The organism is Microbacterium sp. 4-7 (assembly GCF_014332665.1).
In the GTDB taxonomy this organism is placed as follows: Bacteria; Actinomycetota; Actinomycetes; order Actinomycetales; family Microbacteriaceae; genus Microbacterium.
On sequence record NZ_MCRH01000008.1, the window covers coordinates 16,925 to 40,160 of the forward strand.

Below are 23,236 nucleotides of genomic sequence, written 5' to 3' on the forward strand. Positions count from 1 at the left end.
GGACTGTGACCGTCTGAACGACGAGGCCCCACCCTGCAGACGTCTGCGGGGTGGGGCCTCGTCGATGGAGGGGCGTCCGAGCGACCTCAGCCGCGCAGCGCCTCGCCGAGCTTGACCCGCGACCCCATGCGCAGCAGCGAGTTCTCGTAGATCTTCGCGCCGATCATGATCGCCGCGACGCAGCTGGCGAGCAGGATCACGAGGCTGAGCAGCGGCTCCCACCACTGCGCCTCGCCGACGAACAGCCGCATCGGCATGCCGACCGGAGCCGAGAACGGCACGTACGACATGATCGTCAGCACCAGCGGGTTGTCGTTGAAGAAGATGACCAGGATGTACGGCGCCATGATCAGCATCGTGATCGGGGTGGTGGTCGAGCCGATGTCCTCCTGACGCGAGACCATCGATGCGGCAGCGGCGAACAGGGCCGCCAGCAGGATGAAGCCGAAGAGGAAGAACACGGCGAACCAGATGATCGGGGCGCCGAGGGTCGACAGCACCTCGCGTTGACCCGTCGCTATGAGCCCGATGGTGGCGACCGCGGCGAGGGCGAGGATCTGACCCATCGCGAGGATCGTGTTGCCGATCACCTTGCCCGCCAGCAGCGTGCGGGCCGAGATGGTCGACAGCAGGATCTCGACCACGCGGGTCTGCTTCTCCTCCACGACGCTCTGCGCGATGGTGCCGCCGAAGGTCGCCGCCGCACCCATGAAGACGACTCCGAACGCGATCGCGATGAAGTACCGCAGCAGCGGGTTCGTCGTCGCCGGTTCGAGGATCTCGATGTCGGGTGCCTGCGACAGCGCCGACACGAGGCTGGTCGGTGCGTCCTTGAGAGCGATGATCGTCACCCCGGTCGGTCCGTCGCCGGGGAGCACCGCGGCGTCGACCTTCTCCGATCGCACGAGCTCTTCGGCCGCGGCCTGGTCGGCGACCTCGGTGATCTCGACTGAGGGGAGAGCCGACACCTCGGATGCCGTCTCGGAGGTCACTGCGACGGGCATCGCATCGGTGTTCTTGCTCGCGAAGCCCCCGATCACGATGCCGGCGAGGGCGAGCAGCAGCAGGATTCCGGTGGAGATCAGGAACGCCTTGCTGCGCAGCTTCGACCCGATCTCCCGCTCGGCGACGAGCCAGATCATCGATGCCTGCGAGGGCGAGCCTGCAGACCCGGTGGTGTTCGAGGTGCTCACTGGATGACCTCCTTGAAGATCTGGGCGAGGGACGGATGCTTGGGGGCGAAGCTCGCGACGTCTCCGCGTTCGACGGCGGTGCGCAGCACGCGCTGCGCGGTGTCGGCGTCCTCGGCGTCGAACAGGGCGTAGCCGCCCTCGAAATCGATCACGGTCACGCCGGGCTCGGCGCGCAGCCAGCCGGCATCCCCGGCGGAGACCAGCTCGTAGCGGTCGCCGGCGTGCTGAGCGCGCAGTCCGTCGCGCGAGCCGGCCGCGCGGATCGTGCCGCCGGCGAGGATCACCAGATCGTCGCAGAGCCGCTCGACCACATCGAGCTGGTGCGAGGAGAACAGGATCGACGCTCCCTTGGCGGCGCTCGCCTGGAGCACCGATGCGACGACGTCGACCGCGAGCGGGTCGAGGCCCGAGAACGGCTCGTCGAGGATGAGCACCTCGGGGTCGTGCACGAGGGCGGCGGCGATCTGCGCGCGCTGCTGGTTGCCGAGCGACAGCGACTCGATCGTGTCTCCCAGGCGCTCGCCGAGTCCCAGCTCGGTGAGCAGCGCGGTCGCGCGCGACTCGGCATCCGCCTTGCTGAAGCCGTGCAGACGGGCGAGGTAGACGATCTGCTCGCGCACCTTCATCTTCGGGTAGAGGCCGCGCTCTTCGGGCATGTAGCCGAAGTGGCGCCGGTCGGTGCTCGACAGCGGCCGACCGTCGAGTGCGACGGTGCCCCCGTCGGAGCCGAGCAGCCCGAGGACGATGCGCATGGTCGTGGTCTTGCCGGCGCCGTTGCCGCCGACGAACCCGGTGAGGCGCCCCGGCGCCACCTCGAATGAGACGTCGTCGAGCACGCGCCGAGAGCCGTAGCTCTTGGTGATGCCGGTGAGTACGAGCTTTCCTGTGGTCATGCCCTCACGCTATGGCGCGGTGCGGGACCGCGGCATCCCCCGCGTGACGGATCTGCGAGTGGAGTTGCGCAGCGCGGGAGGCGACGGCGGTCCGCCGTGCGGGGGAGAGCCCGCGTCAACGCAGGAAGAGCACCGAGAGGATACCGAGGGCGAACGGGGCCATGGTCACGACGAACATGACGCCGACGATGATCCCGACGATCAGCCAGGGGCTGCGTCGCCGGAGGCGCTGACCGGGCAGGGCGACGCCCGGCGGCGGGGGAGTGAGCAGCCCCGCGGGCGCAGCGAACGGCAGGGCGGGAGCTCCCGGATAGGGGCCCGGATGCTGCCCTGGAATCTGCCCTGGACTCTGCAGTGCTGCCGGGGATCCCGGATGCTGCGTGAGCCGCAGCCGGTCATCGCGCCATCGCGCCCACTGGTCGAGCTTCGTGAGAAGCGCCCCGACGGCTCCGAACAGCCATGCCCAGGTGGCCGGGTCGAGGGTCGAGACATCGCGTCGTGCATAGAGGAACAGCCAGTCGTCGACGATCTCGACGTCGAGCTGCGCGGCGTGGTCGATGAAGCGCGCCATCACATCGGGGGTGAACAGGTACAGCGCATCGACCTCATAGCCCGTCGGGCAGTAGAGCGAGAAGTAGCGGTCGAAGTCGCCCTCGAGCGAGAGGCGCTGGTCGCTTCTGAAGGCGCCAGCGAGCGTGCTGCCGAGCGTGTTGTTGCCGAGCGCGTCGAGCACGATGTTCGGCAGGGGCACGTCGAGTTTGACCGCGACGTATCCCCAGCGATGCGTCGTCGACTGCTTGCCGTTGCTGGTCGTGTACTGGTAGTTGCCGAACTCGACGAAACGCGGCTCCACGCCGCGCAGCACGTCTGTCGACATCCGACTCGAGCCCGACGAGAAGATCATGCCGGGCAGGGGCGGCTCGTCGATGCGGTCGAGATAGCTCATGGCGTTGGCCCGGGCGAATCGCGCGAGGCGGAAGCGAGTGATGTTGCGCAGGCGGATGCTGCGGCGCACGAGCATCACGACGCCGACGACGATGCCGGCGAGAAGCACGAGCCCGATGAGCGCGGCGACGGCGACCCCCGCCTCCTGACCGACCGCATAGCCGAGGCCGAGGATCATGATCCCGAAGATGGGGACGACGCAGAGCAGCGCGAATCCGACGCCGACCCAGGCGATGATCCGTGCGGCCGACGTGGGATGAGCGGTGCGCTGGGCGCGTGCGAACGCGTCGACCTCGGCGGGATTCACCGGATCGAGCAGGGCGCGGGCGTCGAAGGACCCGGCGGGAGCACCGGCCGACGGCACAGGAGCAGGCGTGGGAACTGTCACGCGTCCACGGTAGCCGAGCGCCTTCTCCGCAGCGTCAGCGACGGCCGGCGTGCAGAGCGGCGCGCACGAGGAGTCCGGCCACGAGAGCCCAGAATGCGGCGCTGACGCCCAGCACCGCGATGCCGGATGCCGCCACCAGGAAGGTCACCACGGCGGGGATGCGCTCGCCGGGGTCGTCGATCGCCTGCTGCACCGACGACCCGAAGGCGGCGAACAGCGCGAGCCCCGCGACAGCCGGGATGACTGCGTCGGGAGCGAGCAGCACCAGCGCGGCGAACGCTGCAGAGAAGCCGCCGAGCACGAGGTAGGAGAAGCCGGTCGAGACACCGGCGACCCACCGGCGCCGTGGGTCGGGATCGGCGTCGGGTGAAGCGGCGAGGGCCGCGCTGATCGCCGCGAGGTTGATCGCATGGCCGCCTGCCGTCGCGCCGATCGCGGTGCCGACACCCGTGACGAGCATCGCCGGACGCCAGGGGACCTCGTAGCCGAAGCTGCGCATGATGGCGATGCCCGGCACGTTCTGCGAGGCCATCGTCACGATGAACAGCGGCAGCGCCACCCCGACCAGAGCGCCGACCGTGAACGTGGGGGCGGTCAGCTCGATCCGGGGGACGAGGAGTCCGGCATCCACTGCCGTGCTCTCCTGCACCAACGAGACGGCCACCACGACTGCTGCCGCGACGAAGGCGAGCGGCACGGCCCACCGCGGCGCGAGACGCGCGAAGACCAACCACGTGATCACCACGGGAACCACGCCCCACGGATTCGCGATGAGTCCGGTGATCGGTGCGAGACAGAGGGGCAGGAGCACCCCGGCGAGCATGGCCTGCGCGATGGACGGAGGGATGCGGGCGATCAGGGTGCCGAGAGCGGGCCACAGCGCCGTGAGCAGGATGAGCGCGGCCGTGACGAGGAACGCGCCGACGGCTGCCGACCATCCGCCGTCGACTGCTCCGGTGGCGGCGAGGAGGGCGGCGCCGGGAGTCGACCAGGCGACGGTGATCGGCATCCGATATCGCCGGGCGAGGACGACGCAGGCGAGCCCCATCGTGAGGCTGACCGCGAGCAGCCCGCTGGCGGCCTGCTCGGGGGTCGCTCCGACGGCGCTGAGGCCCGTGAGCACCACGGCGAACGAGCTCGTGAACCCGACCAGCGCGGTGACCACCCCGGCCAGGATCGGTCGGGAGAGAGTCGCGGCGGTCGGCATGCGTCAGAGGCTATCGCGTATCGAGGTCACGCCAATCCCATCCGGTGCGCGAGGACGACGGCCTGCACGCGGTCGCGCGCGCCGAGCTTCTGCAGGATGCGCGACACGTGCGTCTTCACCGTCGCCTCTCCGATGAACAGGGCACTCGCGATCTCGGCGTTGCTGCGCGCATCGGCCAGCAGCACGAGCACCTCCGCCTCGCGGTCGGTGAGCGGGTCGGCGAGCACGGTCGCGGCGATCTGCGACGGCACGGAGGGGGATGCCGAGGCGGATGCCGGTCCGGGGGCCGTCGTGAACCGAGCCAGTACGCGTCGTGTGACCTCGGGTGCCAGCATCCCGTCGCCCGCGGCGAGGGCCCGCACCGCGGCGATGAGATCCTCGGCGCCGGCGTTCTTGAGCAGGAAGCCACTCGCACCGGCGTCCAGCGCCTGATAGAGGTAGTCGTCGCGATCGAAAGTCGTGACGATCGCGATGGCCGCTCCGACCGCCGGGTCGGCGACGATCCGCCGAGTGGCCTCGATGCCGTCCATGTCGGGCATCTGCACGTCCATCGTGATGACGTCGGGGCGCAGAGCGGATGCCTGCGCCACGGCGTCGGCGCCGGTCGCCGCCTCGCCGACCACCGTGATGTCGGGTTGCGTGTCGAGGATCGTCCGGAATCCGGCTCGCAGCATCGCGTGATCGTCGACGAGCAGAACGCGGATGGGTGCGTCGGACCCGCTCATGAGGAGACACCCGTCTCGATCGGCGACGCGGCCTGCGCGCCGCCGGCGCCGGTCAGCGGAACTCGAGCCCGCACCCGCAGACCTCCCGCCGCGCGAGGAGCGACGTCGAGCGTGCCACCGGATGCCGCGGCGCGCTCGCGCATGCCCAGCTGACCGAGTCCGGGGCGAAGCACCGCCACGGCGCGACCGGTGTTGACGATCTCGACCTCGACCCCGTCATCGTCGTAGCGCACGCGCACATCGGCGGTCGCGCCGACGCCGGCATGACGCCGGGCATTCGTGAGCGACTCCTGGGTGATGCGATACAGGTTCACGGACACGACCGAGGGCACGGGCCTCGGGGTGCCGATCACCGCATAGTCGGTGGGCAGTCCCGCCTCCGACGACGCGTCGACCAACGAGCGGATGTCGTCGAGCGTCACGGTCGACGCGGCATCCGCCGTCTCGCCGCCGGGTGTGCGAAGCGTCTCGAGCAACTGCCGCAGCTCGTGGATCGCATCGCGCGCGGAGTCCTCGATGCCGCTGAGGATGCTCGTGGTCTTCGCAGGGTCCTGATCGATCACGAGACGAGCGGCGCCCGCCTGCACGCCCATGACCGACACGTGATGGGCGACCACGTCATGCAGCTCTCGGGCGATGCGCACGCGGTCGAGGGCGACGGCCTGCGCCGCGGTCACCTCGCGCTCCTGCTCGAGTTCGGCCGTGCGCTGCTCGAGCACCGCGCGTTCGCGTGCGGCGTGCCAGGAGCGCTCGCCGAAGTAGTAGGCGCCGCCGAAGTACAGCACGTTCAGCAGCAGCTGGATGAGCATGAACGCGAGGTACGGAGACAGGAGTCCCGCCGCGACCTCGGCCTTCGCCGCCTCTTCGATGGCTTCGCGGTACATCGTGATGATCAGCCAGACGAACATGCCGAGGATGATGCCGACGCGCACGATCATCGCGGCCCGGCGGTTGTTCATCCAGGCGCCGACCGTATAGAGCGACACGAACATGGCGATGTTGCCGACATAGATCTCGGGCACCTGGAACGAGATGGCGAGGAAGTATGCCAGCGACACGGCGATCGCGACCGGGGCCGGCCAGCGCCGACGCACCGCCAGCGGTGCGGTGACCGCGACCGCGTAGACGAGAGCCGTCCACGGTTCGGCCCGGGTGTCGCCGTAGATGTCGGCCACGGTCGAGAGAGCGGCGCTGAGGACGGCGCCCACGAACATGACCGCCGCGAGCACGAGGTCGCTGCGCTGCTCGCGGACGCTGGGGATGCGGGTGAACGGCGCTGCGGACATCCTCTTACCGTAGAGCCGGGGCGGATGCGGCGGCATCCCCCGCACGGGGGATCGTGGCGGGGCCGTGGTGACGTGCAGACACGCGATCCTGCGAGAATCGAGCGTGACCTCGACTCCGCGCACCGCGAAGCCCCGCCTCGCCCCGCTGTACCTCGCCGGATTCACCACCGCTTTCGGGGCCCACGGCATCGCGGCGGCACTGGGCGCGGAGACCGAGGACATCGGGTGGACGCTGCTCGCGTTCGGGCTCACCCTCGCGCTCTACGACCTCGCCGAGGTGCTGCTCAAGCCGCTGTTCGGCGCGCTGAGCGACCGGGTGGGCGTGCGCCCTGTCATCATCGGCGGCCTCCTCGCGTTCTCGGCGTTCTCGGTCGTCGGCGCCGTGGTTCCCGGCATGCTCGGACTCGTCATCGGTCGATTCGGGCAGGGTGCGGCGGCATCAGCCTTCTCGCCGTCGTCGTCGGCTGCCGTCGCCCGGCTCACCGACGATGCCACCCGCGGGAAGTACTTCGGTCGCTACGGCTCGTGGAAGAGTCTCGGCTACGCGCTCGGTCCGCTGATCGGCGCCGTGCTCGTGGTCTGGGGCGGCCTGCCCGCGCTGTTCTGGGCGCTCGCCGTGCTCGGTCTCGGCGCTGCACTGTGGGTCGCTGCAGCGGTGCCACGGGTCGCCGTGCTGCCCCGCAAGCGAGTCACGCTCGTCGATCTCGGTCGAGAGCTGATCGCGCCCGGATTCCTCGTCCCGACCCTGGTGCTGGCGGCGACGACCGGCGCCCTGGCGGTCGCCGTCGGATTCCTCCCGCTGCTCGGGCGGCAGGCCGGGCTCGACATCGTCTGGAGCATGGCCATCGTGACCGCGCTCGCGATCGCGTCGAGCGTGGCTCAGCCGTTCGTGGGCGCCGCGCATGACCGCGGGCGCATCTCGGTGCGCACAGGCGCCGTCGGCGGCCTGGCGCTGATCGCGGCCGGCATCGCGCTCGCCGCGGTCACGCAGACTCCGGCCGCGCTCGTCGTCACCGCGCTGCTGGTCGGCATCGGCGTCGGGGTCGCGACGCCGATCGCGTTCTCGCACCTGGCCGCATCGACACCGCCGGAGCGGATGGGCCGCACGATGGGCAGCGCCGAACTCGGGCGCGAGCTGGGAGATGCGGGTGGCCCTCTCGTGGCGGGCGCCGTGGCGACGGCATCCGTCCCCGGCGTCGGTCTCGCGGCGGTGGCCGCGCTCACGGCCGGAGCCGGAGTGCTCGCGCTGGTGGGATTGCGGCGGGACCGCAGAAGCTCTTGACGCGTCACTTGTATTTTGCAAGTGTTGGCGCATGAGCCTCTTCATCACCTGCCCCGTCGAGAGCGTCGACCGGGCCACCGCGTTCTACACCGCTCTCGGCTGGACCCTCAACGCCGAGATGTCCGATCACAATGTGTCGTGCTTCATGATCGCGCCCGAGCAGTACGTGATGCTCGGCAGCCGCGAGATGTATGCGAGCGTCGGCGGCACGGAAGACGTGATCGGCGGCCCTGACACCCCCTCGAAGGTCACTGTCTCGTTCGACCTCGACAGTCGTGAGGCGGTCGACGAGCTGGTCGACCGCGCGGCTGCCGCCGGCGGTCGGATCGGCGACACCGACGACTACCCCTTCATGTATCAGCGCCAGTTCGACGATCCGGACGGCTATCACTACTCGCCGTTCTGGATGAAGCCGGACGCCGATCCGGGCGCGTGAGCGACCTCGCCGCAGCCCTCGACGTCGTCGGTGCCCGCTGGGCCCTGCTCATCGTCGAGAAGCTGCTCGACGGGCCGCAGAGATACGGCGATCTGCAGCGTGAGCTCGGAGCTCCGACGAACATCCTCGCGACACGTCTGCGCGAGCTCGAAGCGGCCGGAGTGCTGCGGCGACTGCCCCTGCGGCACAACACGCGCGCCTATGCCCTCACCGAGCGAGGCGTCGCATTGCGGGAGGCGATCGAGGCTCTCGGCCGCTGGGGCGCGGAGGTGCCGGCACCCGCCGAGCAGAACGAGCGCATACTGTGAACATCGCCGCCCTCTCGTGCGAAGGAGCACTCTGATGACCGGACGCATTCTGATCGACCTCTTCATGACCCTCGACGGCGTCGCACAGGGGCCGGGCGGTATCGACGAGGATCCGTCCGGAGGCTTCGAGTTCAGCGGTTGGCAGGCGGGGTATCCGTCGTCCGGGATGGGGCCCCAGGTGCAGCGGGGGATGCAGGGACTCGATGCGCTGCTGCTCGGGCGCCGCACGTACGACATCTTCGCCGCGTATTGGCCGCATCACACCGACGGTCCGTCGGGGGAGATCGGCAGGCTCTTCGATCGGGTCCCGAAGTATGTGGCGACACGGGATGCCGACCTCGATCTGTCATGGAAGGGCAGCGAGCGCGTCGGTGACGATCTCGCCGCGGAGATCGCCGCGATGCGCGAGCGGCACGACGAGGTGCACGTGATCGGCAGCATCGACCTCGCGCACTCGCTGCTGGCCGAGGGTCTGTTCGACGAGCTCAACCTATGGGTGTATCCGATCCTCCTCGGCACGGGCAAGAAGGTCTTCGACGACGGCGCCGAGCCGGCGGTGCTGCGGCTGCTCGAGGCGCCGGTCGCCGACGACAGCGGAGTGCTGCTGCTGCGCTACGGGCGGACGGATCGGGTGCCCGAGGTAGGCACCTTCGAGGACTGAAACGGTATATCGCCCGCTTCTTCCCTCCTGCGTGGCGATCCGATAGCTTCAACTCAACGCGGCCGGAACGGCCGCGGTTCCGAGGTCCGGCGCAGGGTCCGTTCACGGCGTGCTCGACTTCCGTCGGAGGGTGGAGCTATGGCGCAACGACGCGCTCTGATTCATGCAGTTCTGGGTGGGGTGGCGGCGATCGCACTCGCACTCGGGGGAGCGACCGCAGCGGGAGCTGTGGAGGACGATCCGACGATCGATCCCGGGGCGACCACAGGCGAGGTGATCGCGACGACCGACGACATCGCAGCCGACCCGCTCGAGGTCGTCGCCGACCCGCTCGAGGTCGTCGCCGACCCGCTCGAGGGCGACGCCGCCTCGCTCGAGGGTGCCGCCGCCTATGCAACACTCAGTGACGCCGCACCCGCGCCGGCGGTCGTCGAGGACGCGCCTGCACTCGCACCTGCGCCAGCACTCGCCCCCGCACTGATCCCGCCTCCGGCACTGATCCCGCCACCGCCACCGGCGCCTCAGGGCACCGGAACGATCAGCGGCACCGTGACACGCGAAGACAACGGGGCTCCGATCTCCGGCGTGAGCGTGTCGGTGAGCGGGCGCGCGTGGGTGACACCGACGGCCCTCACGGACGAGAACGGCGACTACACCCTTCGTGGACTCGCGGACGACTCCTACGTCGTGTCGTTCTGGGCCGGAGGCGGGACGGACCTCATGCGCGAGCACTGGGATGGAGTCACAGATTCCTCGGCCGCCACTCCTGTCGTCATTGCCGGCGGTGCGTCGGTCGCCGACATCGACGCGTCGCTGAGCACCGGCGGAGCCATCGAGGGCATCGTCACCCGGGCGCAGGACGGCTCAGCGGTCGCGGGCGCCACTGTCTCGGCACTCTCGGACAACAACGAGATCGTCGCATCGACCCAGGCCGACGCGTCCGGCGAGTACCACCTCGGCGGTCTTCCTGGCGGCTCCTACCGCCTGTATTTCGGGTCGCCTGACCCCGACCTGGCGTGGGAGTTCTGGGACGACGCATACGGCTGGGACGCCGCGACGCTCATCACGATCGTCGAGAAGCAGACGGTGACGAATGTGGATGCCGCACTCGAACGCGTCGGTTACATCAGCGGCACCGTGACGAAGACCGCCGACGGTTCTCCCGTCAACGCTTCTGTCACGGTCAGCGGCATCGACCGAGACATGCGGTTCGCATTCGTCGGCAGTGACGGCAGTTTTCGCGTCGCCGTCGCGCCGGGGACCTACCTGGTGAGTTTCGACGCCTTCGATTCCGGCCTGCTCGACGAGTATTGGGACGACGCCGCCGTCCCCGAGGACGCCACCTCTGTGGTGGTCGCGGCCGGCGACGACGTCACGGGTGTCGACGCACAGCTCGATGCAGCGGCGACCATCGCCGGCACGGTCACGATGGCGAGCTCGGAAGACCGGGAGATGCTCGTCGAAGCGTGGGACGGCAGCGAACGTGTCGGGTATGTGATCGCCGATCGGCAGACCGGGGCGTACACCCTCAACATCCCTGCCGGGACGTACATCCTCAAGGCATCTGCGATCTTCTACAACGACAGCCCGACGAGGGCGAAGCCGCAGTTCTACGACGGCGTCGAGACGGCGGATCTCGCGACCCCCGTCACGGCGATCGCCTCCACGACAGTGGGCGGCATCGACTTCACTCTCGTGCCGATCACTGAACCGGAACCCGAACCCGAGCCCGAACCGGAGCCCGAGCTGACGGTCTCGATCGCGTCCACCCGCGCCGGCGGTGACATCGACGTCTCGGGTACCGGGTTCACCCCTGGCGCGACGATCGCGTTCGAGTTGCGCTCGACTCCGGTGGCTCTGGGAACACTGACCGCCGACGCGAACGGCGCGCTCACCGGTACTTTCCGAATTCCCGCGAGCACGCCTCCGGGAGCGCACACGCTCGTGGCGCTGAACGCGCAGTCGGAGGTGGTGGCGAGCGTCGCTCTGCAGGTGACCCAGGCACCGGCCCCCGCAGCACCGATCGCGGCGGTTCCGACCACGACGGCAGCGGGTGCGGGCGCGGTCGCGGCTCGTGGCGACACGCTGGCGAACACCGGTGCCGATGTGCCCGCGTTCGCGTCGATGATGGCGGCCGGCCTGCTGTTCGCCGGCCTGTTGCTCGTGCGTCGTCGGCGCGTGCGCAGCTGACGGCGTTGGCGACGAGGACCCGGTGACTTCTGCGGAAGGGGCCGGGTTCTCACCGTCCGGCTCAGCGGGCGCCGAGCACTCGCTCGATCACCCGTGCCACCCCGTCGTCGTCGTTCGAGGTGGTCGTCTCATCCGCGGCATCCTGCACGACGTCCGCCGCGCCGGCCATCGCCGCACCGTGGCCGGCCCAGCGCAGCATCTCGACATCGTTGAGGGCGTCGCCGAAAGCGATCACATCGCGGCGGTCGATCTCGAGGTGCTCGCAGAGGCGGGCGAGCCCGGTGGCTTTGGTCACGCCCTCGGCCATGACCTCGACGAACGGGGCGCCTGAGAGCGTCGCCTCGAAACCGGTCAGCCCGAGGTCGCGCAGCGCGTCGAACAACGCCGTCGGGGCGAGTTCTGGGTGCCGGATCACGAGCTTGAGGCTGGGTGCGGCCAGCACATGATCGAGTTCGACGCCGCCCATCGTGCGTGGATCGCGTTTGTGGTCGGCGAGATCGGCGATCTCGGCATAGCCGTGCTGCGCGACGAACGTCTCGCCGCCCTCACGCACGCTCGCGAACAGCAGTCCGGGGATGCTGGCGCGCAGCGCCTCGGCCAGCGTGCGGATCGTCTCTGCCGGAAGCTCTTCCGCGAACAGCATCCGTCCATCGACGAGATGTGTCGCGTAGGCGCCGTTGCTGCACAGCGCCCAGCCGTCGAAGCCCGCGCCGTCCGCGAGCGCGCGTAGACCGATCGGCTGACGAGCGGTCACCGGGACGACGTGGATGCCACGGGCGCGCGCCGCGTCGAGGGCCGCGCGGGTGCGCCGCGTGACCGATGACGAGGAGTCGAGCAGTGTCCCGTCGAGATCGGTCGCGATCAGGCGGACGGTCACAGTCTCAGGAGAAGATCATCGGCAGGTCGTCGTCTTCCTCGGCCCCGCCGAGGTCGAACTCGACGACCACGGGGACGTGGTCACTGGGCTGCTCGCCCTTGCGCTCTTCGCGGTGGATCGACGCTCCGGTGACCGCCTCGGCGAGTGTCTTCGAGCCGAGGATGAAGTCGATGCGGATGCCTTCGTTGCGAGGGAACTTCAGACGCTGGTAGTCCCAGTAGGTGTAGCCCTCGGGAAGCAGTGGGCGGACGACGTCGGTCAGACCCGCGTCGGCGAGCGCGAAGAAGGCCTGACGCTCCTGCGGCGAGACGTGCGTCGAGACGCCCTCGACGATGTCGGGGTCGCCGTTGTCGGCGTCGAACGGGATGATGTTGAAGTCGCCGACCAGAGCGAGCGGCAGTTCGGGGTTCGCCGAGAGCTCTGCCGCCGTGGACTTCTTCAACTCCTCGAGCCAGTGCAGCTTGTAGGCGTAGTGCGGGTCGTAGAGCGAGCGGCCGTTCGGCACGTACAGGCTCCACACGCGCACACCGTCGACGAGCACGCCGAGCGCACGTGCTTCGAGCGGTGCATCCGGTCCCTCGTGTCCCTTGGCGAAGCCCGGCATGCCGTCGAAAGACGTGCGGACGTCGGTGATCGGCAGGCGGCTGGCGATCGCGACGCCGTTCCATTGATTCAGGCCGTGGACCTCGACGTGGTAGCCGGCCTCTTCGAACGGCCCGTAGGGGAACTGCTCGGGTTTGCACTTGATCTCCTGCATCGCCAGCACGTCGATGTCCTCTCGGACGGCGAACTCGACGGTGCGGGTGACACGGGTGCGGATGGAGTTGACGTTCCAGGTGGCCAAGCGCATGCGTCAAGCCTAGGCCTTGCCTCCTACACTGGATGCCGTGACCGCACTCGACGCAGACCGCCAGACCCTTCTCGACCTGATCAAGGACGAGGCGGTGTTCCACGGAGACTTCACGCTCTCGAGCGGCAAGAAGGCGACGTACTACGTCGACATGCGCAAGCTCACCCTCGACCACCGCGCGGCACCGGCGATCGGTCGCATCATGCTCGACCTCATCGGCGACCTCGACGTCGTGGCGGTCGGCGGCCTGACCCTCGGCGCCGACCCCATCGCGAACGCGGTGCTGCACGCCTCGGTCGCCGCCGACAAGCCGCTCGACGCGTTCGTCGTGCGCAAGGAGCCGAAGGACCACGGCCGCGGTCGCCAGATCGAGGGTGCAGACGTCGCCGGCAAGCGCGTCGTCGTGCTCGAAGACACCTCGACCACCGGGCAGTCCGCGCTCAAGGCTGTCGAGGCGCTGCGCAAGGAAGGGGCCGAGATCGTCGCCGTCGCCGTGATCGTCGACCGCAAGACGGGCGCCCAGGCCGCGATCGAAGCCGAGGGCCTCGAATGGCGTGCCGCCTTCGACCTCGACGACCTCGGACTCGACCCCCAGTGACCCGCTACGCGCTGGCCGTCGACGTCGGCGGCACGAAGATGGAGGCCGCGCTCGTGGACGAGCACGGTGTGCTCGTCGGCGGCAGCCGCTCGCGACAGGCGACCGGGCGCCAGGCGACGCTCGAGTCGCTGAACGACGCGGTGATCTCGATCGTGACCCACGCTCTGGCCGCTGTGCCGGCGGATGCCGACCTCGCGGGCGCCGGTGCCGGAAGCGCCGGACCCATCGACCGTGCCGCCGGAGCGATCATGCCGGTGAACATGCCGCTCGCGCGGGGCTTCGGTCTTGCGGAGTCGGTGCGCTCGGCGGCATCCGCTGCGCTCGGTCGCGAGGTTCCGACCGTCCTCGGCCATGACGGTGGCGCGCTCGCCCTGGCGGAATCCTGGCTCGGTGCCACGCAGGATGCCGGTGCCTCGCTGTCGATCGTCGTCTCGACCGGCGTCGGCGGAGGGTTCGTCGTCAACGGTGCGTACATTCCCGGAGCCACCGGCAACGCCGGGCATCTCGGACAGGTGCGTCGCGAAGGCGGGCTCACCCTCGAGGAGATCGCCTCGGGGCCCGCGAGCGCCGCCTGGGCTCAGCAACAGGGCTGGACCGGAGCCACCGGCGAGGATCTGGCTCGGGATGCCGCCGCGGGTGACGCCGTCGCCCGCGCGGCCATCGAGCGGTCGGCGAAGGCGGTCGGAGAAGCGCTCGCGGATGCCGCGACCCTCGTCGACCTCGACATGGTCGCGATCGGCGGCGGGTTCTCTCGCGTGTCCGCCGACTACATCGACCTCGTGCAGCAGGCGCTCACGGCCAGTGCCGCGCACGAGTACTCGCGGCGTACCCGGGTCGTGCGCTCGGGACTCGGCGACGAGGGGCCGCTCATCGGCGCCGCGGCGCTCGTCCTACGCTGACCTGTCGGTCACCGGGGAATCAGCGCCCCGCGACGATCAGGTGACGCTGCGGCCCTTCGAGTCGGGCCACCGCGACCTTGAGTTCGGTGACGTCGGCGGCGACTCCGTCGATGCGTGCGGTGAGTTTCTCTTCGACTCCGTCGATGCGTGCGGTGAGTTTCTCTTCGACGCCGTCGATGCGTGCGGTGAGTTTCTCTTCGACGCCGTTGATGCGTGCCGTGAGCCTCTGTTCCACTCCGTCGATACGCGTACCGAGCGACGTCTCGACGCCGACGAGATCGGTGCGGAGGGAGTCGGATCGGCGGATGCACCAGGCGAAGCCCGCGAACATGGTGCCGCCCAGAGCCAGCAGGAGGCCGACGGCGCTGATGACGATCGTGATGATCTCGGCGGACACGAACATGCTCCCATTCTGGGGGTGGCGGGTGGGGTCTCGCAGAATGCTACGCGGGCGACGACCGGGGCCGTCGGCGGTGCGGGTCATCCTTCGGGCACGGGGGAGAACGCGGTCCAGAAGATGATCGTGCAGAAAAGATCGATGCTTTCCGTTCGCCCCCCTAACAAAAGCGGCCTACGCTCGTAGCAGGCGACGGAAGGAACACGCATGCGCGTACTCGGACTGCTCTCGGGCACCTCACACGACGGCATCGACGTCACGGTCGTGGACTTCGCAGAGAGCGACGGAGCGCTGCGCGGCACGGTGCTGCACGAAGACAGCGTGCCGTACGCCCCCGACCTGCGGGCCCGACTCGTCGCGGCGCTGCCTCCGGCGCCCACGACGTTCGCCGAGGTCTGCGAGCTCGACACCCTGATCGGCCAGGCCTTCGCCGAGGTCGCCGCCACGGCATCCGACGTCGTCGGGGGAGTGGATGCCGTGTGCACGCACGGCCAGACCGTCTTCCACTGGGTCGCCGACGGCCACGCGCTCGGCACCCTGCAGATCGGGCAGCCGGCGTGGATCGCCGAGCGGGTCGGCGCACCCGTGGTGTCGGACGTGCGCATCCGTGACATCACTGCGGGCGGCCACGGTGCACCGCTCGTGTCGTTCCTCGATGAGCTGCTGCTCCGCGGTCGGGCGGGAGTCTCGGCAGCGGTGAACCTCGGCGGCATCGCGAACGTGACCGTGGTCGGTCCCGACGGTCTGTCGGCCTACGACATCGGCCCGGCGAATGCACTGGTCGACGCGGTGGTCGTGGCCGAGGGGCTGAACGACCGAGGCTACGACGCGGATGCCGCGATCGCTCGCACCGGCACCGTCGACGACGTGCTGCTCGCCGAGCTGCTCGCCGACCCGTACTACGCCCTGCCCGCGCCCAAGAGCACGGGCAAGGAGCATTTTCACCTCGACTATGTGCGTGCGCACGTCGACCGCATGCGACCCGGCATCGCGCCGGCCGACCTGATCCGCACGCTCACCGAGCTCACGGTCCGCACCGTCGCACACGACATCCGCACCGCCGGCATCCGCTTCCTGGCTGTCTCGGGTGGCGGGTGCCACAACCCGCTCATCATGCAGGGTCTGCGTGAGGCGCTCCCTGACATCGAGGTGGTGCTCGCCGACCAGCTCGGCGCCCCGGTCGACAGCAAGGAGGCGATCCTGTTCGCGCTGATCGGATGGTGCACGTTGCATGGCGTCGCGGCCGTGACGCCCGGCGGCACCGGAGCGCGGGAAGCCCGAATCCTCGGCACGATCACACCGGGCGCGGGTCCGCTGCGGATGCCGGAGCCCGTGGATAGAGTGCGCAGCCTGACGCTGCGCTGATCGAGGGATCGGGGCGCTCAGCGCTTGCGGTCGTCGTCGTCCCAGGGGCCTTCCCACCAGCCGGCGCGCCCATCGCCCCCGCCGCCTCCACGGCGTCGTGAGCGGAAGAACTGCACCACCCACACGGTCAGCGTGCTGAGGAGGATCAGGAAGATCACCAGGAACAGCAGGTCGGACTGGTTCATGGGCGTTTCCCCTCCGCGGCATCCGCCACGATCTTGGCGATCCGAGCGGACCGCGTCTCGGCACGCTTCGCCATCGCGATGTGCGTCAGGCCGAACTTCTTGACCGACTTCGGAAAGGCGTCCCAGTGGGCCCGCGCGGCGGGCAGGGCATCGAGCGCGTCCGTCAGTTCGGGCGGCTCGATCCCGGCTTCCGGGCCGTCGAGCAAGGTCCACGACCCGTCCGCCTTCGCGGACTCGAGCACGCGGATGCCGGCCGGTGCGAGCTGTCCGGCGGCCTCGAGGTCGATCAGTCTCGCCTTGTTCGTCGCTGCCCATCCGCTGCCGCGTCGTCGGGGTGAGAACCACTGGCCCACCGTCTGGTCGTCGAAGGTGCGCACCGGACCGTCGATCCATCCGAAGCACAGAGCCTGACGCACGGCATCGTCGTATCCGACACCTCCGGCCCGGTTGCCGCGAACGCTCAGCAGCCAGACTCCCGCGATGCGCTCATGATGCTCCTCGAGCCAGGCGCGCCACGCGGACGCATCCGCTGCGACGACCCGCTCTCCTTCGTCGAGCGCGCCCACGTCAGTCCTCGTCGAGCGTCGGAATCGACTCGGTGACGGTGGGCAGCAGGTCGGCGACCGAGTCGACGATCTCGTCGGGCCGGAACGGATACTTCTCGACCTCGGCCTCGTCGCTGATGCCGGTCATCACGAGCACGGTGTGCAGCCCCGCCTCGATGCCGGCGATGATGTCGGTGTCCATCCGGTCGCCGATCATGCCGGTCTTCTTCGAGTGCGCGCCGATCTTGTTGAGCGCCGAGCGGAACATCATCGGATTCGGCTTGCCGACGACATACGGCTCCTTGCCCGTCGCCTTGGTGATGAGCGCCGCGATCGCGCCGGTCGCCGGCATGACTCCGTCGGCCGAGGGGCCCGTCGCATCGGGGTTCGTCACGATGAAGCGCGCGCCCTTGATGATGAGTCGGATCGCCTTGGTGATCGCCTCGAACGAGTAGTTGCGAGTCTCGCCGACGACCACGAAGTCGGGATTCGTCTCGGTCATGATGAACCCGGCCTCGTGCAGGGCCGTGAGGATGCCCGCCTCGCCGATCACGAAGGCTGAACCGCCCGGCAGCTGCTGCGCGAGGAAGTCCGCGGTGGCCAGCGCCGAGGTCCAGATCCGCTCCTCGGGCACGACGAGTCCGCTGGCGCGGAGGCGGGCCGACAGGTCTCGTGCCGTGAAGATCGAGTTGTTCGTCAGCACGAGGTACGGGATGTCGTTCTGCTCCCACCCGGCGAGCAGCTCGGACGCGCCGGGAATGGCGTCGTTCTCATGCACGAGCACGCCGTCCATGTCGGTCAGCCAGCATTCGATGTTGTCGCGGTGTGCCATGAGCACAGCTTATGGGGCGTCGATTACGGGCAGGTGTCAGGTTGTGGCGAGGCTGTCAGGCGCTGAGCCAGACCACCTCTGCGGCGCCGTCAGGAAGCGTGGTCTCGACGCCGTCTAGCTCGATGCCCTGGTCCGTGGTCGTGATGCTCGCCGCGACGGCGACGCCAGCCGCCTCGAGGGCGCGCAGCAGCTCGGGGTCGCGGTCGTCGACGCGCAGCACGCGGCCGACGTGACCCACCGGCGCGTCGGCGAGAAGGATGAAGGGCTCGCGTTCGACGACGCCCGCGGCATCTGGGATCGCGTCGCCGTGCGGGTCGAATCGTGGCCGGCCGAGGCGTGCGTCGATGCCCTCGAGAAGGCGGTCGCTGATCGTGTGCTCGAGCACTTCGGCCTCGTCGTGCACCTCGTCCCAGCCGTAGCCGAACTCCTGCACCAGCCAGGTCTCGATCAGGCGGTGGCGTCGCACCATGGCCAGGGCGCGCTGCGTGCCGGCATCGGTCAGCCGAACCGCACCGTAGGGCACGTGCGAGACGAGGCCCGCGGCGGCGAGCTTCTTGACCATCTCGGTCACCGAAGACGGAGCGATGCCGAGCTTCGCCGCGAGCACCGACGGGGTGATCGGCGCGTCCTGCCACTCGGTGTGCGCGTAGACGGTCTTCAGGTAGTCGTCTGCTGCGGGGGATGCCACTCGTCCAGCCTAGATCAGGGGTTCGCGACGTCGACGAGGATGCCGAAGGCGACCTGGCCGGCGAAGAACACGATGAGGAAGCCCAGCAGAGCGGCGAAGAGCGAGAGGCGTCCGTCGAACCCTTCGATCTCGGCGATGCCGCTCTTGCGGGCGCGGAAGGCCAGTACCAGCGTCGCGATGCCCAGCGCCAGCTGCACCCACGGGCCGCCGAACGGAAGCACGGTCGGGAAGGCGACGAGGAGGCCTCCGATCACGCCGGTCGCGATGCCGGTCCACGTGAGGATGCGGACGGTGCGGCGCGCGGGTTCGGCAGACATCCTTCGAGCCTAATCGCCTGGCGAGGGCGCCGCGGACGCTGTGAATCGTGTCAATCGGGCCCGATTCCTTGACGCGAGAGGAGCGCGGCGGGTAGCTTCGACGGGGCACGGGAAAACGCTATCCGAGCGGGCTGCAGGCCCAGAGATGGATTTCGATGATGAACATCCGACACCGATCATTCCGCGCCGTCGTGGCGGTGGCCGCCGCCGGCTGCCTCGTCGCGGGTGGTGCGCAGAGCGCGGCAGCGGCGTCACCCGCAGCCCCGGCCGCGGGGCGCCACGATCACGGCACCCCGGCACCGCAACTCGAGTCGCTCGACCGCGGACTCGTCGCCGTCTCGACCGCCGAGGGCGTCTTCCTCAGCTGGCGACTCCTTGCGACCGAGACGACGGGCGCGACCGAGACCGGCCTCGCCGGCCCCGACTTCGCCGTCTATCGCGACGGCGCGAAGGTCGCCACGGTCACCGACAGCACGAACTACGCGGATGCCGGCGGCTCCGCCACCTCGGAGTACTCCGTCGTCCCCATCGTGAGCGGCATCGAGCTGACGGCATCTGCGCCGGCATCCGTCACCGCCTGGGCCGACGGTCACCACGACCTGCCCCTGCAGAAGCCGGCCGACGGGGTGACGCCGAAGGGCGAGGCCTACACCTACTCGGCGAACGATGTCTCCGTCGGCGACGTCGACGGCGACGGGCAGTACGAGTACGTCGTGAAGTGGGACCCCTCGAACTCGAAGGACGTCTCGCAGCGCGGCTACACCGGGCCGGTTTATCTCGACACCTACGAGCTCGACGGAACGCTGCTGAATCGCCTGGACCTCGGCGTGAACATCCGCGCCGGAGCGCACTACACGCAGTTCCTCGTCTACGACTTCGACGGCGACGGCCGGTCCGAGACCATGCTGAAGACGGCGCCCGGCACGAAGTCGGTGCAGTATGCCGACGACGGCTCGGTCGCGAGCGAGTCGTACATCACTCTCCCCAAGGGCGACCGCAAGGCCGGGTACTCGAACGACGACGACTACCGCCTGAGTGCCGCGGACTACGAGCAGCGTCTGGTCGAGATGTTCCTCGGGTGGAGTGACCGCGAGGAGGTCGTGTCGGGCCAGTGGCCGGCCACTCTCGAAGAGGCGTGGGGCATGCCCGTGACGCACGACTACCCGCTCTCGCCGGAGGCCGCGCAGGAACTGGCGACCACCTTCATCGACGTGTACGCGCCGAGCCGCAGCGCGCGCAACCTGCTGCGGGAGTTCGAGGGCTTCATCGTCGACGGACCCGAGTACCTCACGGTCTTCGACAGCGCGACCGGCAAGGAGCTGCAGACCATCCCGTATCCGACCGAGCGAGGAGACGACGGACTGCTGTGGGGTGACTACGCGATGTCGCGCATCGAGCCGGCGAACCGCGTCGACCGCTTCCTCGCCGGCGTCGGATACCTCGACGGGCAGCATCCGTCGGCCGTCTTCGCTCGCGGGTACTACACGCGCACGACCGTCACGGCCTTCGACTGGGACGGCAAGCGCCTCACGGAGCGGTGGGACGTCGACAGCGGCCACGTGCCGATGACGAACCCGTTCAACGACTCCCCGCACGGCCGTGACGGCACCGACCCCGAGTTCGGCACGATCACGACGCAGGGCGATCACTCGCTGAGCTTCGCCGACGTGGATGCCGACGGAAAGCAGGAACTCGTCTACGGATCGGCGACGATCGACGACGACGGCAGCCTGCTGTACAGCTCGTTCGACGTGCTCCCCGAGGGCAGCGCCGATCCCGGGGCGACCGTGCGCCTGGGCCATGGCGACGCCATGCACGTGACCGATATCGACCCCAGCCGCCCCGGCCTCGAGATCTGGACGGCCCACGAGGGTGCGACGAGCGCACCGTACGGGTCGGTGATGCGTGATGCCGCGACGGGAGAGTCCCTGTTCGGGGCGTACTCGGGTCGCGACACCGGTCGCGCCATGATCGGCGACGTGCGTCCCGACGTGCCGGGTATCGAGGTGTGGTCGAGCATGCCAGGCGGCACCGAGGGCAGCGGACTCCTGAGCGCGACCGGCGAGGTGCTGCAGCCGGAGACGCCAGGCACCAACATGTCGATCCGCTGGGCGGGCGACCTGACGACGCAGCTCGTGAACGGCAGCGGCGCCCAGACGCCGACCATCGACGACTGGACCCGCGGGACGCTGGTCACCGCGACCGGAACGCTCACGAACAACGGCACGAAAGGCAACCCGTCGCTCGTCGCCGATGTGCTGGGGGACTGGCGTGAGGAGCTGCTCGTGCGCACCGTGGACTCGAGCGCGCTGCGGTTCTTCACGACGACCGAGCCGACGGCGCACAAGCTCACGACCCTGATGCACGACGTGCAGTACCGGGCCGAGACCGCGCGTCAGCAGACCACCTACAACCAGCCCGCGTACACCTCGTACTACCTGGCGAGCGACATCGACTGGTCGCAGGTGCCGGTGCTGACCGCGCCGACGACTCCGAAGGCTCCGACCTTCACCGACAAGCCGGGCACCTCCCGCGACGAGGTGAAGGTGCCGAAGAACGTGACAGGCATCAGCTACTACGTCAACGGCGAGAAGGTCGAGGCGCGGGGCGGCAAGGTGAAGGTGACGGGAGAAGTGACCGTCGTCGCCGTCCCCGAGCCCGGATGGCGCATCGCCGACGGCGCGACCTCGCAGTGGACCGAGACTCTCCGCTCTCGCTGACGGCGCGGTGACAGGACGCCGCCCCGAGTCGACTCTTCCCGTGCCGGCTCGGGGCGGTTCTGCGCGCAAGGGTCGTGCTGCGCGCGCGAGGCCGGTCGCTCAGGCGCCCGTCAGCACCAACCAGAGCAGGGCGCCATTGAGCGCGATGAGCAGAACGGATGCCACGACGCCCGCCGCCGTCGTCCAGGTGCGATTCGCCCAGACGCCGAGCGTGCGACGCTGCGCGGTGAGCGCGACGAGGGGGATCAGCGCGAACGGGATGCCGAATGAGAGGACGACCTGGCTGAGCACCAGCGCCAGCGTGGGATCGAAGCCGATGCCGAGGATCACAAGCGCGGGGATCAGGGTCACGAGTCGACGCGCGAGAAGCGGGATGCGCACGTGCAACAGGCCGTGCATGATCTCCGCTCCCGCGTAGGCACCGACGGATGTCGAGGCGAGACCGGAGGCCAGCAGCCCGACCGCGAAGAAGGTCGCGACGACAGGCCCTAGTCCCGCGGCGAGCGCGGCATGGGCGCCTTCGAGCGAATCCGTCCCCTCGACACCTGCCAGGTTGGCGGCCGCGAGCAGCAGGATGCCGAGGTTGACGGTGCCCGCGATCACCATCGCGATCGAGACGTCCCAGCGGGTCGCCGTGAGCAGGCGACGGATGCGCGAGGTCTCGGTTCGCGCAGTCTCCGTCGGCCCGTGCGCCGCGGCGGCACCGAACCGATCGCGAGTGAGCGAGGAGTGCGCGTAGATCGCGTGCGGCATGATCGTCGCGCCGAGGATGGAGGCGGCGAGGAGCACCGATCCGGTGCCCTCGAAACGGGGCACCAGGCCACCGACGATGCTCGCGGCATCCGGCGGTGCGATGAAGAGCCCGGCGACGAAGCCGACCGCGATGATCACCATGAGCCCGATGATCACGAACTCGAAGGGCCGAGCGCCGCGGCGGCTCTGCACCGTCAGCAGGACCATCGACACGGCGCCGGTGATGATCCCTCCGAGCAGCAGCGGGATGTCGAACAGCAGGTAGAGGGCGACCGCGCCGCCGATGACCTCGGCCAGATCTGTCGCCATCGCGACGAGCTCGGCCTGCAGCCAGTAGGCCCGACGGGCCCACGGCTTCGTGAGGCGCGCACCCAGAACCTCGGGGAGGCTCTGCCCCGTGACGACGCCGAGCTTCGCCGACAGGTACTGGATCAGCCAGGCCATCACGTTGCCCGCCACCACGACCCAGACCAGCAGGTACCCGTACTGCGCGCCGGCGGTCATGTTGCTCGCGACGTTGCCCGGATCGAGATACGCGACTCCGGCGACCAGCGCGGGTCCGAGGAGCCAGAGGCTGCGCGGCGCGGTGGCGCGGGTGGGCGTCGGCCCCTTCTCGACGACAGCATTTTTCGGCATGCCGAAATCGTAGCGGATATTTCGGTGTACCTAAATCGTTGTTGCGGATGCGCCGGATAG

General features: G+C 69.4%; 24 protein-coding genes. 9 read left to right on the top strand and 15 right to left on the bottom strand.

Annotated features, from left to right (window positions below):
• Positions 1-86 precede the first annotated feature (86 nt).
• The 6 genes from BEP68_RS16525 to BEP68_RS16550 form a co-directional block, all read right to left on the bottom strand.
• On the bottom strand, positions 87-1,142 hold the full coding sequence (locus BEP68_RS16525; RefSeq protein WP_053099273.1) for an ABC transporter permease: 1,056 nt from the start codon (positions 1,140-1,142) through the stop codon (positions 87-89).
• 47 nt (positions 1,143-1,189) lie between these two features.
• Complete coding sequence (locus BEP68_RS16530) at positions 1,190-2,086, bottom strand: ABC transporter ATP-binding protein (protein WP_187250611.1); 897 nt, start codon at positions 2,084-2,086, stop codon at positions 1,190-1,192.
• Positions 2,087-2,201: 115 nt separating this feature from the next.
• Positions 2,202-3,419 carry a hypothetical protein gene (locus BEP68_RS16535; protein WP_315985324.1) on the bottom strand — a complete coding sequence of 406 codons (1,218 nt, stop codon included), beginning with the start codon at positions 3,417-3,419 and terminating at the stop codon, positions 2,202-2,204.
• A 34-nt stretch (positions 3,420-3,453) separates the two neighbouring features.
• Entirely contained in the window at positions 3,454-4,626 is a 1,173-nt protein-coding gene (locus BEP68_RS16540; protein WP_187250612.1) for a benzoate/H(+) symporter BenE family transporter, read from the bottom strand.
• Positions 4,627-4,652: 26 nt separating this feature from the next.
• Entirely contained in the window at positions 4,653-5,351 is a 699-nt protein-coding gene (locus BEP68_RS16545) for a response regulator (protein ID WP_187250613.1), read from the bottom strand.
• Entirely contained in the window at positions 5,348-6,637 is a 1,290-nt protein-coding gene (locus BEP68_RS16550; protein ID WP_187250614.1) for a sensor histidine kinase, read from the bottom strand. The genes BEP68_RS16545 and BEP68_RS16550 overlap by 4 nt, the downstream gene beginning before the upstream one ends.
• A gap of 103 nt (positions 6,638-6,740) precedes the next feature.
• On the opposite strand from BEP68_RS16550, the gene BEP68_RS16555 reads away from it, so the two are divergent.
• The 5 genes from BEP68_RS16555 to BEP68_RS16575 all read left to right on the top strand — a co-directional run bounded on the left by BEP68_RS16555 (position 6,741) and on the right by BEP68_RS16575 (position 11,514).
• The gene (locus BEP68_RS16555; RefSeq protein WP_187250615.1) at positions 6,741-7,919 is read left to right on the top strand and encodes an MFS transporter; all 1,179 of its coding nucleotides are present in this window, start codon (positions 6,741-6,743) and stop codon (positions 7,917-7,919) included.
• Positions 7,920-7,950: 31 nt separating this feature from the next.
• Positions 7,951-8,355 carry a VOC family protein gene (locus tag BEP68_RS16560; RefSeq protein WP_053098028.1) on the top strand — a complete coding sequence of 135 codons (405 nt, stop codon included), beginning with the start codon at positions 7,951-7,953 and terminating at the stop codon, positions 8,353-8,355.
• Positions 8,352-8,663 (top strand): winged helix-turn-helix transcriptional regulator, encoded by a 312-nt coding sequence (locus tag BEP68_RS16565; RefSeq protein WP_056280383.1) that lies wholly within the window; start codon positions 8,352-8,354, stop codon positions 8,661-8,663. The genes BEP68_RS16560 and BEP68_RS16565 overlap by 4 nt, the downstream gene beginning before the upstream one ends.
• A 34-nt stretch (positions 8,664-8,697) precedes the next feature.
• A complete protein-coding gene (locus tag BEP68_RS16570) occupies positions 8,698-9,324 on the top strand; it encodes a dihydrofolate reductase family protein (RefSeq protein WP_187250616.1) in 627 nt (208 codons plus the stop codon).
• 138 nt (positions 9,325-9,462) lie between these two features.
• Entirely contained in the window at positions 9,463-11,514 is a 2,052-nt protein-coding gene (locus BEP68_RS16575; RefSeq protein ID WP_187250617.1) for a carboxypeptidase-like regulatory domain-containing protein, read from the top strand.
• A gap of 61 nt (positions 11,515-11,575) precedes the next feature.
• Here the strand turns inward: BEP68_RS16575 and BEP68_RS16580 are convergent, their stop codons facing one another.
• Together BEP68_RS16580 and BEP68_RS16585 are read right to left on the bottom strand one after the other, a co-directional pair.
• Complete coding sequence (locus BEP68_RS16580) at positions 11,576-12,391, bottom strand: Cof-type HAD-IIB family hydrolase (RefSeq protein WP_187250618.1); 816 nt, start codon at positions 12,389-12,391, stop codon at positions 11,576-11,578.
• Positions 12,392-12,395: 4 nt separating this feature from the next.
• Positions 12,396-13,241, bottom strand: coding sequence for an exodeoxyribonuclease III (locus BEP68_RS16585; RefSeq protein ID WP_187250619.1), 846 nt, complete (start codon positions 13,239-13,241; stop codon positions 12,396-12,398).
• Positions 13,242-13,278: 37 nt separating this feature from the next.
• Here BEP68_RS16585 and pyrE point away from each other — a divergent pair, with 37 nt between their 5' ends.
• Complete coding sequence (pyrE, locus tag BEP68_RS16590) at positions 13,279-13,839, top strand: orotate phosphoribosyltransferase (protein ID WP_072592022.1); 561 nt, start codon at positions 13,279-13,281, stop codon at positions 13,837-13,839.
• Complete coding sequence (locus BEP68_RS16595) at positions 13,836-14,738, top strand: ROK family protein (protein WP_187250620.1); 903 nt, start codon at positions 13,836-13,838, stop codon at positions 14,736-14,738. The genes pyrE and BEP68_RS16595 overlap by 4 nt, the downstream gene beginning before the upstream one ends.
• A 19-nt stretch (positions 14,739-14,757) precedes the next feature.
• Here the strand turns inward: BEP68_RS16595 and BEP68_RS16600 are convergent, their stop codons facing one another.
• Positions 14,758-15,141, bottom strand: a complete 384-nt coding sequence (locus BEP68_RS16600; protein ID WP_222839497.1) for an apolipoprotein A1/A4/E family protein — start codon at positions 15,139-15,141, stop codon at positions 14,758-14,760.
• 201 nt (positions 15,142-15,342) lie between these two features.
• Here BEP68_RS16600 and BEP68_RS16605 point away from each other — a divergent pair, with 201 nt between their 5' ends.
• A complete protein-coding gene (locus tag BEP68_RS16605; RefSeq protein WP_187250621.1) occupies positions 15,343-16,500 on the top strand; it encodes an anhydro-N-acetylmuramic acid kinase in 1,158 nt (385 codons plus the stop codon).
• A 17-nt stretch (positions 16,501-16,517) separates the two neighbouring features.
• On the opposite strand, the gene BEP68_RS16610 is transcribed toward BEP68_RS16605, so the two are convergent.
• The 5 genes from BEP68_RS16610 to BEP68_RS16630 are packed head-to-tail and all read right to left on the bottom strand — an operon-like array spanning position 16,518 to position 19,067.
• Positions 16,518-16,685: a hypothetical protein gene (locus BEP68_RS16610; protein WP_171821950.1), complete on the bottom strand. Its 168-nt coding sequence runs from the start codon at positions 16,683-16,685 to the stop codon at positions 16,518-16,520.
• On the bottom strand, positions 16,682-17,251 hold the full coding sequence (locus BEP68_RS18415) for a YdeI/OmpD-associated family protein (protein ID WP_187250622.1): 570 nt from the start codon (positions 17,249-17,251) through the stop codon (positions 16,682-16,684). The genes BEP68_RS16610 and BEP68_RS18415 overlap by 4 nt, the downstream gene beginning before the upstream one ends.
• Before the next feature lies 1 nt (position 17,252).
• Complete coding sequence (locus BEP68_RS16620) at positions 17,253-18,062, bottom strand: HAD-IIA family hydrolase (RefSeq protein ID WP_053098019.1); 810 nt, start codon at positions 18,060-18,062, stop codon at positions 17,253-17,255.
• Between the two features lie 55 nt (positions 18,063-18,117).
• On the bottom strand, positions 18,118-18,750 hold the full coding sequence (locus BEP68_RS16625; protein ID WP_056280404.1) for a metal-dependent transcriptional regulator: 633 nt from the start codon (positions 18,748-18,750) through the stop codon (positions 18,118-18,120).
• A gap of 14 nt (positions 18,751-18,764) precedes the next feature.
• Positions 18,765-19,067 (bottom strand): hypothetical protein, encoded by a 303-nt coding sequence (locus tag BEP68_RS16630; RefSeq protein WP_187250623.1) that lies wholly within the window; start codon positions 19,065-19,067, stop codon positions 18,765-18,767.
• 158 nt (positions 19,068-19,225) lie between these two features.
• Here BEP68_RS16630 and BEP68_RS16635 point away from each other — a divergent pair, with 158 nt between their 5' ends.
• Positions 19,226-21,787, top strand: coding sequence for a rhamnogalacturonan lyase (locus BEP68_RS16635; RefSeq protein ID WP_187250624.1), 2,562 nt, complete (start codon positions 19,226-19,228; stop codon positions 21,785-21,787).
• 99 nt (positions 21,788-21,886) lie between these two features.
• Here the strand turns inward: BEP68_RS16635 and BEP68_RS16640 are convergent, their stop codons facing one another.
• Complete coding sequence (locus tag BEP68_RS16640; protein WP_187250625.1) at positions 21,887-23,176, bottom strand: Nramp family divalent metal transporter; 1,290 nt, start codon at positions 23,174-23,176, stop codon at positions 21,887-21,889.
• Between the last annotated feature and the right edge of the window lie 60 nt (positions 23,177-23,236).

What these genes read in the sequence shown, in the direction of transcription:
- BEP68_RS16530 (WP_187250611.1), bottom strand. Translation starts at nt 2,086, where the DNA reads ATGACCACAGGAAAGCTCGTACTCACCGGCATCACCAAGAGCTACGGC.
- BEP68_RS16620 (WP_053098019.1), bottom strand. Translation starts at nt 18,062, where the DNA reads ATGGCACACCGCGACAACATCGAATGCTGGCTGACCGACATGGACGGC.
- BEP68_RS16640 (WP_187250625.1), bottom strand. Translation starts at nt 23,176, where the DNA reads ATGCCGAAAAATGCTGTCGTCGAGAAGGGGCCGACGCCCACCCGCGCC.
- BEP68_RS16600 (WP_222839497.1), bottom strand. Translation starts at nt 15,141, where the DNA reads ATGTTCGTGTCCGCCGAGATCATCACGATCGTCATCAGCGCCGTCGGC.
- BEP68_RS16570 (WP_187250616.1), top strand. Translation starts at nt 8,698, where the DNA reads ATGACCGGACGCATTCTGATCGACCTCTTCATGACCCTCGACGGCGTC.
- BEP68_RS16635 (WP_187250624.1), top strand. Translation starts at nt 19,226, where the DNA reads ATGAACATCCGACACCGATCATTCCGCGCCGTCGTGGCGGTGGCCGCC.
- BEP68_RS16630 (WP_187250623.1), bottom strand. Translation starts at nt 19,067, where the DNA reads ATGTCTGCCGAACCCGCGCGCCGCACCGTCCGCATCCTCACGTGGACC.
- BEP68_RS16610 (WP_171821950.1), bottom strand. Translation starts at nt 16,685, where the DNA reads ATGAACCAGTCCGACCTGCTGTTCCTGGTGATCTTCCTGATCCTCCTC.
- BEP68_RS16540 (WP_187250612.1), bottom strand. Translation starts at nt 4,626, where the DNA reads ATGCCGACCGCCGCGACTCTCTCCCGACCGATCCTGGCCGGGGTGGTC.
- BEP68_RS16545 (WP_187250613.1), bottom strand. Translation starts at nt 5,351, where the DNA reads ATGAGCGGGTCCGACGCACCCATCCGCGTTCTGCTCGTCGACGATCAC.
- BEP68_RS16550 (WP_187250614.1), bottom strand. Translation starts at nt 6,637, where the DNA reads ATGTCCGCAGCGCCGTTCACCCGCATCCCCAGCGTCCGCGAGCAGCGC.
- BEP68_RS16585 (WP_187250619.1), bottom strand. Translation starts at nt 13,241, where the DNA reads ATGCGCTTGGCCACCTGGAACGTCAACTCCATCCGCACCCGTGTCACC.
- BEP68_RS16560 (WP_053098028.1), top strand. Translation starts at nt 7,951, where the DNA reads ATGAGCCTCTTCATCACCTGCCCCGTCGAGAGCGTCGACCGGGCCACC.
- BEP68_RS16525 (WP_053099273.1), bottom strand. Translation starts at nt 1,142, where the DNA reads ATGATCTGGCTCGTCGCCGAGCGGGAGATCGGGTCGAAGCTGCGCAGC.
- BEP68_RS16575 (WP_187250617.1), top strand. Translation starts at nt 9,463, where the DNA reads ATGGCGCAACGACGCGCTCTGATTCATGCAGTTCTGGGTGGGGTGGCG.
- BEP68_RS16605 (WP_187250621.1), top strand. Translation starts at nt 15,343, where the DNA reads ATGCGCGTACTCGGACTGCTCTCGGGCACCTCACACGACGGCATCGAC.